This window comes from Vibrio sp. NFR (assembly GCF_027587095.1).
Taxonomy (GTDB): Bacteria; Pseudomonadota; Gammaproteobacteria; order Enterobacterales; family Vibrionaceae; genus Vibrio; species Vibrio harveyi.
The window spans coordinates 55631-74256 of sequence record NZ_JAPPTN010000013.1 but is presented as its reverse complement, the minus strand read 5'-3'; the positions used below and the strand labels follow the sequence as shown (position 1 = coordinate 74256).

Annotated in this window: 16 protein-coding genes; 5 read left to right on the top strand and 11 right to left on the bottom strand. The window is 45.6% G+C overall.

Annotation, left to right across the window (positions count from 1 at the left end; all coding sequences use genetic code 11):
• The first annotated feature begins 35 nt into the window (after positions 1 to 35).
• Both OH463_RS21300 and OH463_RS21295 read left to right on the top strand, forming a co-directional pair.
• The gene (locus tag OH463_RS21300) at positions 36 to 1067 is read left to right on the top strand and encodes an extracellular solute-binding protein (protein WP_005445792.1); all 1032 of its coding nucleotides are present in this window, start codon (positions 36 to 38) and stop codon (positions 1065 to 1067) included.
• 251 nt (positions 1068 to 1318) lie between these two features.
• Complete coding sequence (locus OH463_RS21295; RefSeq protein ID WP_269992568.1) at positions 1319 to 2356, top strand: extracellular solute-binding protein; 1038 nt, start codon at positions 1319 to 1321, stop codon at positions 2354 to 2356.
• A 444-nt stretch (positions 2357 to 2800) separates the two neighbouring features.
• Here the strand turns inward: OH463_RS21295 and cobB are convergent, their stop codons facing one another.
• Entirely contained in the window at positions 2801 to 3532 is a 732-nt protein-coding gene (gene cobB, locus OH463_RS21290; protein WP_009697787.1) for a Sir2 family NAD+-dependent deacetylase, read from the bottom strand.
• 120 nt (positions 3533 to 3652) lie between these two features.
• Here cobB and OH463_RS21285 point away from each other — a divergent pair, with 120 nt between their 5' ends.
• Positions 3653 to 3835 (top strand): hypothetical protein, encoded by a 183-nt coding sequence (locus tag OH463_RS21285; protein ID WP_005445797.1) that lies wholly within the window; start codon positions 3653 to 3655, stop codon positions 3833 to 3835.
• Positions 3836 to 3944: 109 nt separating this feature from the next.
• Here the strand turns inward: OH463_RS21285 and OH463_RS21280 are convergent, their stop codons facing one another.
• The 9 genes from OH463_RS21280 to OH463_RS21240 all read right to left on the bottom strand — a co-directional run bounded on the left by OH463_RS21280 (position 3945) and on the right by OH463_RS21240 (position 12850).
• The gene (locus OH463_RS21280; RefSeq protein ID WP_005427687.1) at positions 3945 to 4361 is read right to left on the bottom strand and encodes a membrane protein; all 417 of its coding nucleotides are present in this window, start codon (positions 4359 to 4361) and stop codon (positions 3945 to 3947) included.
• The gene (locus OH463_RS21275) at positions 4345 to 5397 is read right to left on the bottom strand and encodes a formate dehydrogenase subunit gamma (protein ID WP_269992565.1); all 1053 of its coding nucleotides are present in this window, start codon (positions 5395 to 5397) and stop codon (positions 4345 to 4347) included. The genes OH463_RS21280 and OH463_RS21275 overlap by 17 nt, the downstream gene beginning before the upstream one ends.
• Before the next feature lie 13 nt (positions 5398 to 5410).
• Complete coding sequence (gene fdh3B, locus OH463_RS21270) at positions 5411 to 6019, bottom strand: formate dehydrogenase FDH3 subunit beta (protein WP_005427693.1); 609 nt, start codon at positions 6017 to 6019, stop codon at positions 5411 to 5413.
• A gap of 11 nt (positions 6020 to 6030) precedes the next feature.
• The gene (locus tag OH463_RS21265; protein ID WP_050937638.1) at positions 6031 to 8886 is read right to left on the bottom strand and encodes a formate dehydrogenase subunit alpha; all 2856 of its coding nucleotides are present in this window, start codon (positions 8884 to 8886) and stop codon (positions 6031 to 6033) included.
• A gap of 10 nt (positions 8887 to 8896) precedes the next feature.
• Entirely contained in the window at positions 8897 to 9097 is a 201-nt protein-coding gene (locus tag OH463_RS21260) for a twin-arginine translocation signal domain-containing protein (protein ID WP_005427585.1), read from the bottom strand.
• A 73-nt stretch (positions 9098 to 9170) separates the two neighbouring features.
• Complete coding sequence (locus tag OH463_RS21255; protein ID WP_269992563.1) at positions 9171 to 9803, bottom strand: TorD/DmsD family molecular chaperone; 633 nt, start codon at positions 9801 to 9803, stop codon at positions 9171 to 9173.
• A gap of 9 nt (positions 9804 to 9812) precedes the next feature.
• Complete coding sequence (locus tag OH463_RS21250; RefSeq protein ID WP_050936464.1) at positions 9813 to 11474, bottom strand: 4Fe-4S dicluster domain-containing protein; 1662 nt, start codon at positions 11472 to 11474, stop codon at positions 9813 to 9815.
• Between the two features lie 310 nt (positions 11475 to 11784).
• Positions 11785 to 12408 carry a DUF3306 domain-containing protein gene (locus OH463_RS21245; RefSeq protein ID WP_114091949.1) on the bottom strand — a complete coding sequence of 208 codons (624 nt, stop codon included), beginning with the start codon at positions 12406 to 12408 and terminating at the stop codon, positions 11785 to 11787.
• A complete protein-coding gene (locus tag OH463_RS21240) occupies positions 12398 to 12850 on the bottom strand; it encodes a DUF3305 domain-containing protein (RefSeq protein ID WP_009697781.1) in 453 nt (150 codons plus the stop codon). Before OH463_RS21240 ends, OH463_RS21245 begins: the two co-directional genes overlap by 11 nt.
• Before the next feature lie 327 nt (positions 12851 to 13177).
• Between OH463_RS21240 and OH463_RS21235 the strand changes: the two genes are divergently transcribed.
• A complete protein-coding gene (locus OH463_RS21235; protein WP_269992560.1) occupies positions 13178 to 14002 on the top strand; it encodes a formate dehydrogenase accessory sulfurtransferase FdhD in 825 nt (274 codons plus the stop codon).
• Positions 14003 to 14286: 284 nt separating this feature from the next.
• Here OH463_RS21235 and OH463_RS21230 read toward each other — a convergent pair whose 3' ends face one another.
• Positions 14287 to 15879, bottom strand: coding sequence for an ABC-F family ATPase (locus OH463_RS21230; protein ID WP_005427581.1), 1593 nt, complete (start codon positions 15877 to 15879; stop codon positions 14287 to 14289).
• 400 nt (positions 15880 to 16279) lie between these two features.
• Between OH463_RS21230 and OH463_RS21225 the strand changes: the two genes are divergently transcribed.
• A complete protein-coding gene (locus OH463_RS21225) occupies positions 16280 to 18625 on the top strand; it encodes an ATP-binding protein (RefSeq protein ID WP_252045055.1) in 2346 nt (781 codons plus the stop codon).
• Position 18626 lies beyond the last annotated feature (1 nt).

Genomic DNA, 18626 nt, shown 5'->3' with positions numbered 1-18626 from the left:
TTAATTGGACAACGTTTGGTTTGGAGCTAACGTCAATGAAAAAATGGGCTACTCTATTAGCTGGTAGTGCATGTGCGCTTTCTCTGTTCTCTGGTACAGCGGCAGCGAACGATAAAGAATTGGTATTTATGAACTGGGGTCCTTACATCAACAGTAATATCCTAGAGCAATTTACCAAAGAAACTGGCATTAAAGTGATCTACTCGACTTACGAGTCGAACGAGACTTTGTATGCAAAGCTAAAAACTCATAACCAAGGTTATGACCTAGTGGTACCTTCTACGTACTTCGTAGCGAAGATGCGTGACGAAGGCATGCTACAAAAGATCGATAAGACTAAGCTGAAAAACTTCGGCAACCTAGATAAAAACTACCTAGACAAGCCTTACGATCCAAATAACGACTACTCTATTCCACACGTTGTTGCGATTACAGGTCTAGCGGTTAACGCAGACATGTATGATCCAAACGACTTCCAAAGCTGGGCTGACCTATGGAAGCCAGAGCTAGAAGGTCAAGTAATGCTGATGGACGACACTCGTGAAGTGTTCCACATTGCACTACGCAAACTGGGTTACTCAGGTAACTCTACGGATCCAAAACAAATCGACGAAGCATACGCAGAACTACAAAAGCTAATGCCAAACGTTCTAGTATTTAACTCTGACAACCCAGGCGCACCATACATGTCTGGCGAAGTTGGCGTTGGTATGCTTTGGAACGGTAGCGCAGCAGCTGCTCAAAACGAAGGCATGAACCTGAAACTTGTATTCCCTAAAGAAGGCGGCATCGGTTGGGTTGATAACTTCGCAATCTCTTCTGGCGCGAAGAACGTAGAAGCGGCTCACAAGATGATCGACTTCCTACTGCGTCCAGAAATCGCAGAGCAAATTTCAGCGGACACGGGTTACCTAACAGCGGTAGCAGAATCTAACGCTAAATTCAAAGACGTTGCACCACTGTTTCCTTCTCAAGAAGACCTTGACCGTGTTGAATGGCAAGACTCTGTTGGCGACATGACAGTGAAGTATGAAGACTACTTCCTGAAGCTAAAAGCGGGTCAATGATCTGATCTTGCTTAATAAGCCATCTACTAAATGAAAATAGGCAGCAATACGCTGCCTATTTTTGTAATTGACTGATATAATTGTATGTTGCTAGGTTTATTTGACTCGAGTTCAAGCATTACGTTCTATTTTGACCCTAATGCTGGTTTTCGTGGCTCAGATAAACAGGATTGTGCTTATCGCAATTTGGCTCAAATCGTTATTTGTTACTAGTATTGATTTGTCCTGTTGCTGAACAAAACGGAAAACAAATGAAAAGTAAATTCTACGCAAGCGCACTGTGTGCGGCGACGCTAATCGCTACCCCTGCAATGGCTGCTGATCAAGAACTGTATTTCTACAACTGGTCGGAATACATTCCAAACGAAGTTCTTGAAGACTTTACAAAAGAAACTGGTATCAAAGTTATCTACTCTACGTACGAGTCTAACGAAAGCATGTACGCGAAGTTGAAAACTCAAGGTTCTGGTTACGACTTGGTAGTACCGTCTACCTATTTCGTATCTAAAATGCGTAAAGAAGGCATGCTGCAAAAGATCGACAAAGAGAAACTTTCTCACTTTGCTGATCTAGACACTAACTTCCTGAACAAGCCGTTCGACCCGAACAACAACTACTCTATCCCATACATTTGGGGTGCGACCGGTATTGGTATCAATGCTGATATGCTAGATAAGTCTTCTGTGACTAAATGGGATGACTTCTGGGATAGCAAGTGGGAAGGTCAACTAATGCTAATGGATGATTCTCGCGAAGTATTCCACATCGCATTGACTAAGCTTGGTTACTCACCAAACACCACTAACCCAGACGAGATCAAAGCCGCTTACGAAGAGCTGAAAAAGCTAATGCCGAACGTATTGGTATTCAATTCAGACTTCCCAGCGAACCCATACTTAGCAGGTGAAGTATCACTTGGTATGCTTTGGAACGGTTCTGCTTACATGGCTCGTCAAGAAGGCGCGAACATCGATATCATCTGGCCAGAGAAAGGCACTATTTTCTGGATGGATAGCCTCGCAATTCCAGCGGGTGCTAAGAACGTTGATGCAGCTCATAAGATGATCGACTTCCTACTACGCCCTGAGAACGCAGCTAAGATTGCACTAGAGATTGGTTACCCTACTCCAGTGAAAACAGCTCACGATCTACTACCGAAAGAATTTGCTAACGATCCAAGCATCTTCCCACCACAAGAAGTGATGGACAGCGGTACATGGCAAGACGAAGTTGGTGAAACTAGCGTGCTTTACGATGAGTACTTCCAAAAGCTAAAAGTAGACAACTAATCAGTCTGTCGAAATAGTTTAGAAAAGCGGCTTCGGTCGCTTTTCTTGTATCTGAAGATCGTGCTTTGCATCTCAATCTATACTGCTCGAATTACAAAGCGGCAGAATACAAAGTTTCAAGATATACCCAAGTAACCTCGAGATGCTAGGTTCAGCGAGACTGACTTGGTTTGTAGACGCGGCGGCGATTTAAAGGTTTAGTGGGTCTAAATCAAGAATCGGCAACAAAGTATACAAGCCAAGGCAGCTCGCCCTTTGGGAGCGTGTCATTGACCCGATTGCTGCGTCAAACAACTTGGAAAGAGCTGGCTATTACACTGCGTTGTTTTCCTTGTTCTCGAATCAATGACAACGCTCTGAATCCTGCATCTTGAAGTCACTTGGGTATACAAAAAGGCATCGAATCACTCGATGCCTTTGTTAGATTTTGGGGTTAACTCTTTTTTAAGCGCTAGGTTCGTTTTCCAGAGCAAGAATCTCGTCAACAAGCTTCGGTACTTCGATGCTTGCCTTACCGTAACGCTTCTCTTCAAACTCACTCTCGACGGCACTTGGCTCTAAATTAATTTCAATCGTATGTGCACCGTGCATCTTTGCATCATGTACAAAACCTGCGGCTGGATATACCACGCCAGATGTACCAATAGAAATAAACAAGTCTGCTTCTTCCAATGCCGCGTATATCTCACCCATACGCAGTGGCATTTCACCAAACCAAACAATGTGTGGACGCATTTGAGCAGGAATCTGGCAGCAGTGGCATAATTCGCCAGTTTCAATGTCTTCTGAATGCTCGATGACTTGATTAGATTCACTACAACGCGCTTTAAGCAATTCACCGTGCATGTGAATAATATTGGCGCTACCGCCTCTCTCATGCAGATTATCAATGTTTTGAGTAATGATAGTCACTTTACCTTCCAACTGCTCTTCTAGGCGCCCTAGCGCGATATGAGCAGCATTAGGCTTGATATCTTCGCCCTGTAGTTTTTTTCGACGTTGATTATAGAACGATTGAACAAGATCGGGATCGCGAGCAAACCCTTCGGGTGTTGCAACGTCCTCAATGCGGTGATTCTCCCAGAGACCATCTTGAGCGCGAAATGTTTGAATACCAGACTCAGCCGAGATGCCAGCGCCAGTAAGTACTACAATATTTCTATAAGGGAAATTCATAACCTATCCTTGTTGTTCTTTTTCATTAGCTTAACACCGATAGAATAACAACAGTAGTAATATGGATTAGACCATGGTCGTAGTGGTCATGATTAGAATGATAAATTGAGAGGCAAAGCAATGAGAGGTGTATCTCTTGTCCTTATCTTACTGGGAACTTTGGCTGGCTGTCAGATCACCAATATTGAAGGTGAGGTCGATGACGTAAAAGTCAAAGTGAGCACCAATGACAAGGATAATGGTCACCCTGTTCATGGCGGTGATTTCTGTCCGCCGGGACAAGCGAAAAAAGGAAACTGTTAAATCAGTATTCCCTATAAAGACGAGATAAAAAACCCTCGAACTGTGTCGAGGGTTTTGCATGTTTACAAACTGTTTTTCTCTGGCTTTCTCTTCAATAAAGCCATTGAATTTACAGGTTTGGACCTGTAGACGGTCTGTGCGGCATGTTATTGCGCAGTTGGTTCATACCCTGGTACATGCGTAGGAACCACACAAGAATTGCCAACGCAGCAAACAACATACCAATCCAAGGAATAAAGTACGCAACAGAGTCTAGCAACGTACTATGCATCCAGTAATCACTTACACCAATCAACACACCATTTGATGTTGCTACCGTTACAATCAGAACAACAAAGAATGTCAGGTACAGGAAGAAAGTACGAATCAAACCGTAGTAATGCGAGTTCACTACGTCGCTGTCTTCGCCTTTATCCAAACGGTACCCAGCGTAAATGATTGCGACAACGCCTGAGATCAAAAACGTAAACGGGGTCAAACAGCTCAGGATGTACGCAACCCAAATCCCGTTATGAGGTTTGTTCATTCGCTTTTGCTCCTTTTGCTTCCGTTTGTACCGTATCTGTTTCGCCCATCGCTTCTTTGGATTTTACTTCTTCATACCAAAGATCGTGATGCTCTTTCGCCCATGTCTCGTCAACTTCACCAGTGACCATCCCCTCTAGCGCACCTTCCATACCGAATAGACCGATGTAAATGTGGAAGATGAAACCACAGATTAGAATCAGTGCCGAAATCGCGTGAACAAGGTTAGACAACTCCATATGGCGACGAGTCTGACCGAAAATTGGGAAGTCCAGAATTAAGCCACTCACTGCAGCGATAGCACCAAAGAAGATCAGCAACCAGTAGATCGCCTTTTCACCACCGTTTGAGAAGCCAGCCGATGGGTGCGTGCCTTTATGTTTACCTACCATGCCGCCCATTTTCATGAACCAACGGATGTCTGTCATGTTAGGGATAGATTTGCGCCACCATTTCAGTAGAACAAACATCAGCAAGATGAAGAACAGCGGACCCATGTAGTTATGGTACTGCTTCGCCAACATGACGATGAAGCCCCAGAACTCAGTTGGTACGTACGGCTTCAAGAAGTGCTTACCGTAAACCAGCATCAAGCCACTGAATGCCAGCGTTAAGAAGGTAAACGCCATGCTCCAGTGTAGTGCGCGGTCTAGTCGAGACCAGCGTTTCATCTTCTTGCCAGTACGTGGCTTGCTTAGCATCAGAGGACCAACGAATACGTAAGCCATGATAACCATTGCGATACTACCGAAAATTGCGACAGCGCCCGCAGGAGACATCCATTTCTCTTTAAGAATGTACCAAGTCTCACCCGGAGTACTGATCAGCACACCGTGTTCCGCTGATTTCGACGTGGTATAGCCTTCTTGCCCCTCTTTGACCTGACGCCAAAAGTCTGCACCTGCAAGTTGCGTCATCTCCTGTTGTACCACTGGAGATGTGTTTTCTTGCGCAGACGCTGGCATCGCAAAGGTCAGCAGTAATGCTGTCATCATCGACAGCATTACAAGAGACGCACGTTTAAGAGTATTTAACATGTGTCTCTCCTACTTAGCTTTTAGTTGCGTCGTAAGAAAGATCGTTACCGTCTGTCCAACCTGCGTTTTTCGCACCGCGCTCAACCACACGTTGACGGAAAATGTCAGAAACTTTCTCTGCATCACCCGCTAGCAGTGCTTTTGTTGAACAAAGTGACGCACACATAGGTAGCTTACCTTCAGCAATACGGTTCGCGCCGTACTTCTCACGCTCTTCTAGAGAACCTGGTTCTGTGTTTGGGCCACCTGCACAGAAAGTACATTTGTCCATTTTGCCACGCTCACCGAACGATGCTTGTTTCGGGAACTGAGGCGCACCGAATGGACAAGCGAACAGACAGTAACCACAACCGATACAAAGATCTTTGTTGTGAAGGACGATGCCATCTTCTGTGTGCTCGAAACAGTCAGCTGGACAAACCGCCATACAAGGCGCGTCTGTACAATGCATACAAGCTACAGAGATTGAGTTTTCGCCTGGTTCACCGTCGTTCAGTGTTACTACGCGGCGACGTTGAATACCCCACTCAAGCGCATCATCGTTTTCGTTCTTACATGCAGTAACACAGCCGTTACACTCGATACAGCGTTTGGTGTCACATAGGAATTTCATTCGTGCCATTGTCAGACTCCTTACGCTTTACGAATGTTACATAGGGTTACTTTAGTTTCCTGCATCAAAGTAACAGGGTCGTAACCGTAAGTGGTTGCCGTGTTGGCTGCTTCACCAACAACATAAGGGTCCGTACCTTCTGGGTACTTAGAACGTAGGTCTTCACCTTCGAACTTACCGCCGAAGTGGAACGGAATGAACGCCAGACCCGGTTTAACACGACGAGTGACCATCGCTTTCACCTTGATGCGACCTTTTTCTGCGCCTTCAACCCAAACGTCATCGCCATCTTTGAAGCCAAGATCGTTTGCGTCTTTCGGGTTCACTTCAACAAACATTTCTTGTTGAAGTTCAGCAAGCCATGGGTTTGAACGAGTCTCTTCACCACCGCCTTCGTACTCAACCAGACGACCAGAAGTCAAGATGATTGGGTATTCACCAGACTTGTCTTCTTTCTGGATAGACTTGTAAAGCGTTGGTACACGGAAGATAGCTTCTTTGTCGTCCCAAGTTGGGTAATCCGTTACAAGGTCACGACGTGGCGTGTATAGCGGCTCACGGTGTAGCGGTACGCGGTCTGGGAATGTCCAAACAATCGCACGCGCTTTAGCGTTACCAAATGGGATACAACCGTGCTTGATTGCTACGCGTTGGATACCGCCAGACAGGTCAGTTTTCCAGTTTTTACCTTCCGCTGCTGCTTTTTCTTCAGCCGTTAGGTCGTCCCACCAACCAAGCTGTTTGATTAGCTTGTCAGAGAACTCTGGGTAACCGTCTTTGATTTCACAGCCTTTAGAGTAGCTGTCTTCAGCAAGTAGGCTTTGACCTTCGAATTCCACACCGAAGCGTGTACGGAAGTTACCGCCACCTTCTGCAACCGTCTTAGACGTATCGTACAGAATGTGTGTGCCTGGGTGTTTCATCTCTGGGGTGCCCCAACATGGCCAAGGTAGACCGTAAGTCTCACCATTCACAGGACCACCCTCTGCTTCCAGAGATGTCTTGTGGAATGTGTGCCAGTTTTGTTGGTGCGCTTTTAGACGCTCTGGGCTTTGACCTGTGTAACCGATGGTCCACATGCCTTTGTTGAATTCGCGAGTAATGTCTTCGATCACTGGCTGGTTGTTCTCAACACGGATGTTTTTGAACAGCAGATCTTCATAACCTAGCTTCTTAGTTAGCAGGTACATGATTTCGTGGTCAGGTTTAGATTCGAACAATGGCTCGATAACCTGATCACGCCACTGAAGTGAGCGGTTAGATGCTGTCACACTGCCGTGTGTTTCGAACTGAGTCGTTGCAGGAAGCAGGTAAACGCCGTCAGTACGATCATTCATTACCGCTGCGACTGTTGGGTATGGGTCAACAATAACCATCATATCCAGCTTTTGCATCGCTTTCTTCATCTCAGGACCACGAGTCTGAGAGTTTACTGCGTGACCCCAGTAGAACATGGCGCGGATGTTTTCACGTTGACGAATGTTGTCTTTGTTTTCAAGCACACCATCCACCCAACGAGATACAGGGATACCTGCACTGTTCATTGGTTTTTGACCACCGTAAGCGTTGTCATCGAAACGACCTTTCACCCACTCGTAATCGATTTCCCACACTTTTGACCAGTGACGCCATGAACCTTCAGATAGACCGTAGTAGCCTGGTAGCGTGTCAGATAGTACGCCAAGGTCAGTTGCGCCCTGTACGTTATCGTGACCACGGAAGATGTTTGCACCGCCGCCCGATTTACCGATGTTACCTAGCGCAAGCTCAAGTACACAGTAAGCACGTGTGTTGTTGTTACCAGTCGTATGCTGAGTACCACCCATACACCAAACGATACAACCAGGACGGTTTTCAGAAAGCAGTTTCGCTGTTTGGTAAACTTCAGACTCGGGAACGCCAGTTACGCGCTCAACTTCTGCTGGTGTCCATTTAGCTACTTCTGCACGGATTTCATCCATACCGAATACGCGTTGACGGATGAACTCTTTATCTTCCCAGTTGTTCGCGAAGACATGCCATAGCACACCCCAAATGAACGCAACGTCAGAACCTGGACGCAGCGATACGTAGTGATCTGATTTTGCAGCTGTACGAGTACGACGAGGATCCGCAACAACGATCTTACAGTTGTTCTTCTCTTTCGCGATTAGGATGTGTTGCATCGCAACAGGGTGCGCTTCTGCAGGGTTTGAACCAATGAACAGCATCGACTTACAGTTGTGCATGTCATTGAAAGAGTTGGTCATCGCACCGTAACCCCAAGTGTTTGCTACACCTGCTACGGTTGTTGAGTGACAGATACGCGCTTGGTGGTCAACGTTGTTGGTACCCCAAAGCGACGCCATCTTACGGAACATGTACGCTTGTTCGTTGTTGTGCTTTGCACTACCCAACCAGTAAACGGAATCTGGACCCGACTCTTTGCGGATGTCCATCACCTTGTTACCGATTTCTTCGATCGCTTGATCCCAAGAAAGCTTCTTCCACTTACCGTTTTCAAGCTTCATTGGGTATTTCAGACGACGCTCACCGTGACCGTGTTCACGCAGTGCTGCGCCTTTTGCACAGTGTCCACCAGCGTTGAATGGGTGGTCGAATGCAGGCTCTTGACCTGTCCACACGCCGTTTTGAACTTCAGCGTAGATACCACAACCTACAGAACAGTGAGAACAGATGGTACGTTTTACTTCTGTTTTCGCTTCTGGATCCACCGATTTAGCTTGTGCTTTCTTCATCATGCCCGGTGCAAAAAGACTTGCACCTACAACCGCACCACCAGCAGCAAGCGAGGTGTTTTTCATGAATGCACGGCGAGAAACGCCAAGCTGATTGGTTTCTTTGCTCACACTGTCGGAGCGTTTGACAAGTTTCATCCGTTATCTCCTAAAGTGTGTCGTAGTAATCGCGAATGTGTTGAGTTTCACGATACCCTTTCTTCTTCACGTCTTTTTCAGAAGGCTCAACCGTTTCTGAAGCGCTTGCCACTTTTGTTGTTCCAGCGACAACCGCACCAGCTACGGCTGCAGTCGTTAAGCCTTTCAGGAGATCCCTACGGCTTGTGTTTATTTCTTTATTATCTTTCATCATTGCTTCCTTACCTTACGGTAGATCTTTGGAGGCTATTGCCCCTCTATCGATATGACCAAGTACTGCTCGATTACTCGTAATCAGTGACGTTTTTCACATCAATTTTTAATTTGTGCTTACTGCTTTTGGTGTTCACGCTAAAGCGCACTTGTTCCAGTGTTAAGAACGCCTCACACAGTTGAGCTGCTGGCTTATAAAAGTTCGCGCTCTCTGCGTTTTCTAATTGCTGAGTGAAAGAGCAGAACCAAGGTGCGATGTGTTTGTTAAACACCGCTTGTTGAAGATCTTCTTCTTCACCCGTTAGCATCGACATCACTTCACAAAGTGCCGCGATGTGGTCTTCCGGCTCTTTCACATTTTCATCGCGCTCGAAACCAAGCAGTTCCAAATCGTGACGAATTTCAGCCAGTGGTTTTTCCATCATTGCACCCGTCATGTGCCATGAGCCAAATGGCATCACTTCACCACGACCGATACCAATGAAAAGATCTTGGTATTCATCTTCTAGCGCTTCGCGGTTGGAATCTTTCGCCGCTTGTTGAAGCGCAATCCACGCTTTTTGCATTGCGCTTTCTGATGGTTCAACTTCTAGAGAAGTCAGGAACTCGATCATGTCCTCACTTGGTGCGCTACGGAAAAGCGCAGACAAAACCAAGTAGATCTCTGTTCTCAGTGTTTGTTCTTGTTCTCGTTGTGTATCCACTGCGAGCTCCTAGTATTTCAGTTGTTTCATTGGGTCTTCTGCCATCGACTCAAACATGTCGATCACACGGCAGTCTTCACACATCGCGATACGATTGATCGCCGCTTCATCAGAGAAATGAGAGTGACCGCGTAACTTATTTTGTAGCATGTCGATCATAGACTGAGGTGCGAATGGCTTATGACAGCGAATACATTCCGCAGCTTTCTCTTCGTGAATCACAACCGCTTTTTGGCGCTCTTCTTTCACCCAGTTCATGCGTGGCGTTAGAGTCAGAACTTTCTCTGGACATGCCTTTTCACACAAACCACATTGAATACAATCTTGTTCAACGAATTTAAGTGATGGAGATTCACCATCGGTATGAAGTGCACGTGTTGGACAAACCGCCACGCAGCTCATACACAACGTACAATCTTTGCTCTCACAAGAAACATTGCCGTAAGGCGCGTTCGCAGGCAGTTCAACAATGTTCTCAACCGGAATACGAGAAGAAGACATCGCATCCAGCGCAGTAAACAGACGTTGACGCTTGTTACCTTGAAGATCACCAAGGGCAAGGTCGAATGAATCTGTACATAGTGTTGGAGGACCTTCTCGAAGCGATTCCAAGTAAAGGATATCGATGGTTTCTTTTGCGATACCAAGTTGATCCAATAGCTCTTGAGCGATACCTACTTCGTTATTTAGAACACGAATGATGGTTGCAGGCATAAAACGAGAAGCAGCAAATAGCACTTGCGTCGCGCCATTAACTAGAGCGGCGAACCATGTATCGATACCGATAGAAGGAAGCTCTTCAACCACAATTGGAATAACGTTATCTGGTAGCGCTTTCAATGCCATCACGTTGTAAGTCTCGTGACGAGAACTACAGATAAGAACGATAGGATCCAGACCGCCCGCTTGCTCGTAGTTCGCTAACGTGCGTTCAATGAATTTTTGCGTATCTTCAGGATTAGGTAGCGCGTAATGAATCGCTTCTGTCGGACAAGCCGTTGCACAAGTGCCCACGCCCTGACATAGGTATGGGTTAATCTCGATGCGGTGACCGGTTTTATCGCTACCTTCACTTGATAGTGCGCCAGCAGGACAAGCATCCACACAACGCTCACAACCTTTCACGCCACGAGAACTGTGCGCACATAGATCAGTGTCCAGACGGAAGAACTTTGGCTTATCAAACGTACCCATTAATGTTGGGATTTCTTCTAGCGCTTCTGCCAGTTTTGGATAACCGCGCCCTACTGGGTAGTAACCCGGAACCGGAACCTCTTCTGACATACAGCTACTTAGACAAAGATCGAGAACAACATCGAAACAATCACTATTGATAGCGACTTTTGCTAGGTTGCTTGCTAGACCGTTATTTTCGATAAGCACTTCAAACGTACCTAGGAAACCAGAAACCTGAACTGAGTTTGCAAAGTACAGTTCTGGATTGGTGCCCTTCTCTCCGTCTGTAGAAAGAAGTGTCAGGCTGTTCATTTGAGATAGCTGCGCGGCTGCACTCTCAATGATGGCAGTCGGTCCAACAATCAGTGTATTGCCGCCACTCTCGTAGCTCACCGTTGGTGGAATAAGGTTGGTCAACTCTACAGTATTTTCAAACGCATACAGACGCGCTTTACCGTTATTGGAAGTTGCTTGTTCTAATAGTTGTTTCAACATTGCTCAGTTCCATTTATACGCATGGATAGTTTCTTCCATCTTTCATTGTAGTTAGCGCAGGCGATTCTGCTGATTAACTCGTCAGTAACTACCCCTTTTAGGTAGTCCCACCCGGGTTATCACTGCCTGTTGGGCAAATGGTCTAACTTCAACAAGAATGGTAATGAGCAACAGATAGCAAATGTCGTGCCAATTAAATATCAGCTAATTTTCAATAGGTTAGCTATTTATCTTAGAAATTGTAGGGATAAAAAAACCGACTGGGACATTTTGTCTCAGCCGGTTCATTGAGCGTTTAGTCAAAATGTACCTATTCTTTGTGTGGTATATTTTGTCCCACCTCTTCAGGGGCTAGTTTTGTCTCTAGAATATCACTTTCATTAGATACTGTGTTTATATCCAGTTCTTTTTGTTCTTCGGGAATTTCGGCACCTTCAGCAAGTTCTACATCAGCCGATTCAATATCACTTTCTTCATGAGATTCAGTTGATTGTGTCGTTTCTTCTGCTGGTTCTTCTTCCGTTTTCTCTTTCACCCAATCACGAAGTGTTTCAGCCACCCCTTCAGAAAGCGACTTGAGGTTACTGTAATCATCGTCGTAATCATCCAAACCATCGCGAACGTTAAACTCTTCTGACAAGAACATCTTACGCAGTGCGGCTTTCTTAACGCTCTCTGAAGCCTCAGACACTAATAGCTGCGCTACGGACATCTCTTCAGGATCAGTAGTTTCGTTTGATGCCTGTTGAGATTCAGTCTCTGTCGCAGAAGCCTCAGTAGCTAATGCTTGCGCTTCAGTGCTTAATTCTTCATGAGCTTGTGCGGTTTCTGGTTCAGTAGATTCAACAGAGTCCACAACCTTAGCGTCTGAAGGCTCTGCAGTGGTTTCTTCTAACTTACGTTTCGACCAACGGCTAAAAAAACTAGTTGCCATTTGCTCTGCCCGCTCCTTTGCGTTTCTTGCGTCTTACTTCTAACAACTCACCGTGACGCCCAATAAAGGCTTCCATCCAAGCTTGAATAGCTAACGGCATATCATTAGATAATACTAGGTTATCGCCATCCATATATTGCGCAGCGACAGTTTGAGACGCCGTAAGCAATTGAATCGTCGGTGTATCACCAGAGTCGACATTATCCATAACCAAAAAAAGCTTTGGTTGTTGCGAGCTCAGGTTAAAGCGGTAATCGGTGCGCTCGTCTTTGTGCAATTGCAGCAAGCACACGTGTTGAGTGTCTTCGGTTGGGTTAATTTCAAATCCCGTCAGTTGCCATTGGGTCGTGACCCAAATACCGGTACTGATCTCATGCTCTACAAGATCCACGCCTATCGACCATGAATCTTCATTTTTCTCGAACTGTTTCTTATCCGACATAACTCACCCAGTTTGTTCTATGTTGGCTTTAAGACAGAAAAGGACATTTTGTACTTTGCTTTCAACCATTTTAGCGGTACAAAGCAATAAACGCGCCAGATTAAGCCTTACCTTCGCTAAGCTCATAAGTTCAAAACTAGTAGAAATTCAAATTAGCACCTGTGTCATTGCTGCGATATCGCAGAATTAATCCAGAATCGAAGCAATGCCTCGCAATTTTCCTTATAACAGCTATTTTGGAATGAGAATTGCTTTGTTGTAGCGTTAAGACGAATAGACCCATTAATGAGAGCGTGTATCGGCTCTCTCATTCATTAGGACATGACTGTGGTAAAACCAAACATTATTAAAACCAGTGAAAATCCCCTACAGACCATCGAAGTAGAAGTGTTTGACGAATACGGTGAGAAGCTAACTAAGCAAATCGCCTGTGAGCGCCCTCTTACGGTGATGTTGAACTGGAAGGAAGTCGTTACGCTAATGACGCTTGGCTCTCGTCCTGAAGCGCTTGTGTTGGGTTATTTGAAGAACCAGAGCTTCTTGTCTGATCCTGAAGCGATTGAATCGGTCATTATTGACTGGGAAACGCACTCAGCTGCGGTTATCACCAAAGAAAATACTGAGCACTTAGAAGGCGCGCTGAAGAAGAAGACGGTGACGTCTGGTTGTGGTCAAGGCACTATGTATGGCAACGTGATGAAGCAGCTTGAAGATTACCAAGTGCCACAAGTGCCGCTGAAGCAATCTGAAATCTACGCGGCGCTTGAAGCATTAACGCATTACAACGATACCTACAAAAAAGCGGGCGCTGTGCATGGCTGTGCCGTGTGTAAAGGCAACGAAGTGCTGTCTTTTGTGGAAGATGTTGGTCGTCACAACGCAGTTGATACGCTAGCGGGTGAAATGTGGCTTAATCAAGAAACGGGTGAAGATAAAATTTTCTACACAACGGGGCGCCTTACATCAGAGATGGTGATTAAAGTAGCGCAGATGGGTATCCCTGTTTTACTTTCTCGCTCGGGCGTAACTCAAATGGGTTTGGATCTGGCGAAAAAGTTTGGCATCACTACTATCGCTCGTGCGAAAGGCTTACGTTTCCAAGTCTTCACTGGTGCAGAGAAGATTGATTTTGACGTGAAGGGAACTCAATAACTCATCATTAATTCACCAAATGAGTTAGACTTAAGTCATCATGTGGATTCACAAAGGATGTGAACTATGAACAACGATCAGCTGTGGAATTATCTACTCACCCCAAGCGGCATCATCGTTTCGATGATCATTACCTTCGGGCTCGTTGGGATTTATGCTTATCTAATGAGGCAATTTAAGGATTGAACGCCACAATATAGCGCTAGCAAAGCATTAGCACTAACACAGAATAGACATAAAAAAAGACCTCGCAATGAGGTCTTTTTCTTTATTCGGAAGAAGGATTAGCCTTCGATACCACGAGATTTTAGGAACTCAGAGTAAGTACCTTTAAAGTCTGTGATTTTACCATCTCGGATTTCGATGATGCGTGTTGCTAGCGAGTCTACGAATACACGGTCGTGCGATACGAAGAACAATGTGCCTTTGTACTGCTCTAGTGCCGTGTTCAATGATTCGATCGATTCCATATCCATGTGGTTGGTTGGTTCGTCCATCAGCAGCATGTTTGGTTTGTGCATCATTAGCTTACCAAGCAGCATACGACCTTGCTCACCACCAGACAGTACTTTTACAGACTTCTTAATGTCATCTTGACCAAACAGCATACGACCTAGGAAACTACGAACCACTTGCTCGTCATCGCCTTCTTGACGCCATTGACCCATCCAATCCGTTAGGTTTAGGTCTTCTTCGAAGTCGTGTGCGTGGTCTTGCGCGTAGTAACCGATGTTCGCGTTTTCAGACCATTTGAACTCACCTGTACGTGGTTCTAGTACACCAGCAAGCGTGTTTAGCAAGGTTGTTTTACCCACACCGTTCTCACCGATGATTGCAACACGCTCACCAACTTCAAAAATCGCATTGAAGTTAGCAAACAGGTCGTCTTCAAAACCTTGGCTTAGGTTTTCAACAATCAGAGCGTTACGGAATAGCTCTTTAGACTGCTCAAAACGAATGAATGGGTTTTGACGGCTAGACGCTTTTACTTCGTCCAGTTTGATCTTGTCGATTTGCTTAGCACGAGATGTTGCTTGTTTTGCTTTCGATGCGTTTGCAGAGAAACGTGCAACGAACGTTTGTAGCTCAGCGATTTGTGCTTTCTTCTTCGCGTTGTCGTTTAGTAGACGTTCACGAGCTTGAGAAGCCGCAGTCATGTACTCATCGTAGTTGCCTGGGTAAACACGTAGCTCACCGTAATCCAAGTCAGCCATGTGCGTACATACTGAGTTTAGGAAGTGGCGGTCGTGCGAGATGATGATCATTGTACAGTTACGTGCGTTTAGCGTGTCTTCCAACCAACGGATAGTGTCCATGTCCAAGTTGTTGGTAGGTTCGTCAAGAAGCATAACGTCTGGGTCTGCGAATAGAACCTGCGCTAGAAGCACACGAAGTTTCCAACCCGGTGCAACTTCACTCATTAGACCGAAGTGTTGCTCCATTGGAATACCTACAGCAAGAAGAAGCTCACCCGCTTTTGCTTCTGCCATGTAACCGTCCATTTCCGCGAACTGAACTTCTAGGTCAGCCACTTTCATGCCGTCTTCTTCGCTCATTTCAGCAAGTGAGTAGATGCGGTCACGCTCTTGCTTCACTTCCCATAGCTCTTTATGACCCATGATTACTGTATCGATTACAGTGAATTCTTCGTATGCGAACTGGTCCTGGTTCAGTTTTGCAACGCGCTCGTTTGGATCGTAGCTTACGTTACCACTTGTTTGTTCAAGCTCACCGCTCAGGATTTTCATAAAGGTTGATTTACCACAACCGTTAGCCCCAATTAAGCCGTAGCGGTTACCTTCGCCGAACTTAACTGAGATGTTTTCAAATAGCGGCTTAGCGCCAAATTGTTGAGTAATATTCGCTGTGGAAATCAAAACCTTTACCTTAGCAATTCAAGTTTATTGGGAAAAACCGCGCAACGTTACTGCTTAAGGCTACACACTTCAAGTTTTGTTTTTATTAATTAATGAGAAAAAGCACTGTTTAGCGAACTGATTTTTGAGATTTGGCTAACATAAACCTTGCTAAATTTAAGTGTTCTCACTCTAACCGACTCAAAACTGAGACATAAATCCGTCATGACTAACCATTGACATACCCCATGAAATTGGGTTTATAGTGCGTCCCCTTTTATCAATTCCGTACGTTATTCCTTTATTAAGCGTCAGTCTCTATTAAAGAATCGAAACTAAACGTACGGTCATTGGGTAAAACTCGCATATCGCGATAAAGCAACTACACTAACTCTAACCTTCTAAGTTTTAAGAGAATTTTATGCATTTCATGGCGCGCATTTTAATGCTAGTCGGTCTCGTGCTTTCTTTACCTGCTCACGCTGAGTGGGAGTACGAATTCCAACCTGAGCCTCAAGTCTTGCCTGTAGCGCAAGAGATCACTCAGGAGATCAATAAGCTGCCAGAGCCTTTGTTTATGTCTGACCAAGACAAACGTAAGGTCAACCAACTGCTCAATGCAGTAATGAATGAGCAGCGCAAACAGACCCTTATCTTTGATCAACACCTAAAGACATACCGCAATTCTGGTGAAGACAAAGAGTGGTTTGAGACACAATCCAGTTACCTTACGGTTAACAGCCTAGGACAAAGTAAAGAGCGTTTATTAGAGCTTACTGACCCCATCACGCACGATAAACTGACTGGTTTCGGTCCTTATGGTGTCACGCAGTTTAAGCAAGAGTGGCGTCAAACTCAGCTTAACGTCGAGTACTTGGTATTCTTCCAGATTCGTTCTTTCAAATCTCTGATTAAAGAAATTCTGATTTCACCGATTCCGGTTGTTTGGGCTGGCATCAAAGTGTTGTTTATCTATTTCGGTCTGGTCTGGTGGTTAACTAACAGCAAGCGCATCATTACTCTATTCCGCGAAACGCAGCTAGATAACATCACAAAGCCGCCTATCTGGGTTCGTTTGATTTGGTATATCAGTCGTGCGCACAGAGCAATTGCTTGGTTGATTGCTATTACGCTTTCTCTTCGGGTGCTATCAGAAATCCCAAGCTTGCAGCATTTGATCATTCTAGAAATCTTCACTTGGTGGGTTCTAGGTGGTTCTATCGCGATTAGCTTTATTCTCGAGTTTGCTTATCGCAACAGTCGCAGCACTAGCCAAGAAGTAATTGCCCTACGCCTTTCGACCATTCGTCGTTACGTTTGGAGCGCTATTGTTGCTGGCGTAATTCTTCAAATCTCGATTCGTACGCTGGGTAAAGGCACCATCTACTCGTGGATCTACAGCGCGCTGTTCTTCTGGTTTGTATTGGTGACGCTGTCGGTATTGCGCCTATGGCGTAAAAAGGTATTTGAAGTCGCGGAGAAGCTCTCTGATCGTCCTGTGTGGGTAAACTGGTCTATTCGTCGTAAAGACACCTTGTTTCTAAGCATCATTGGTACGGCTATATGTGCCGTGTGGATTACGCTGCATAGCTTCAAACACCGTATTGTCGCAATGCTGTCTAACTACACCATGTTTAGCCAAGCGTTGGCATACTTGTTCCGCATCGAAGTTGCCAAACAAACAGGTAACAAAGGCGGTGATACCAACCTAGTAAGAATCAAAGGCGAGCAAACATTCGAGTATATTCTTCCTGGTAGCGAAGACAGCGAGTTGGTCGAGTATGCCTCAGACGAAGTCAAGCAACTGTCTAAATACCTGCTGACAGATAGTCCTGCGGTATGTGTAATTTCTGGTGAACGTGGCGTTGGTACAACGACCTTCCTTCGTACGATCCTGAACAAAGTGAAGAACGCCAAACCGCTTTATCTAAACTGCCCATATGCAGGCTACAGTGAACTACTAAAAGAACTGGCTCTACAACTTGGGTTGGAAGAAGACGCCTCTGAGATTCAGGTTCTTGCGCATTTACGTAAAAGTGACACGCCTTACCTTATCGCGGTTGATAACGCCCAGCGCTTGGTTAAGCCAATGGTAGGAGGTTTAAACGGTTTGATTAAACTGACTAACCTACTTCGCCGCTCTAAGAAAAACCACCGCGTTGTCATGGCGATTGAGAAAGCAAGTTGGCGTTTCGTAGATCGTGCTCGTGGCGAACGTTTGTTGTTTGACTGGGTGGCGTTTATGCCGCGCTGGAGTGAAAAACAACTGTCTGCGCTGTTTGATACGCGTATTAACCAACAAATTGAGAATCCAGTAACGTTTGATGGTCTTGTCGTACCTAAGCAATGGGATCAAGAAGACATCACGGAAGAAGAACGTGCGAAACAAGGTTTCTACCGTATTCTGTGGCATTACTCTGATGGTAACCCGACGGTTGGCTTGCGCTTTTTCCGCTTGTCTCTGCGTCAGGATAAAGAGACGCAACAAGTGGTGGTTCGATTGTTCCATGCACCAGAGTCTCAAGAACTAGAGAAAATGCCGAAGCCAATGCTTGCCGTGCTGCGTTCTATTGTTCAGCTTGAGGTGGCATCGCCGGAAGAGTTGTCTGAGTGTACTCAGCTGAGTATTGCGGAAGTGATTGGTACTCTGCGCTACTTCCAAAGCCGCGGCTTTATTGAGTGGAGCGAAGACAAAGCTCGCGTGTCGGATCACTGGTTCCGTCACATTACCAACGTTCTCGACCGTCAACATTTATTGGTGAAATAAC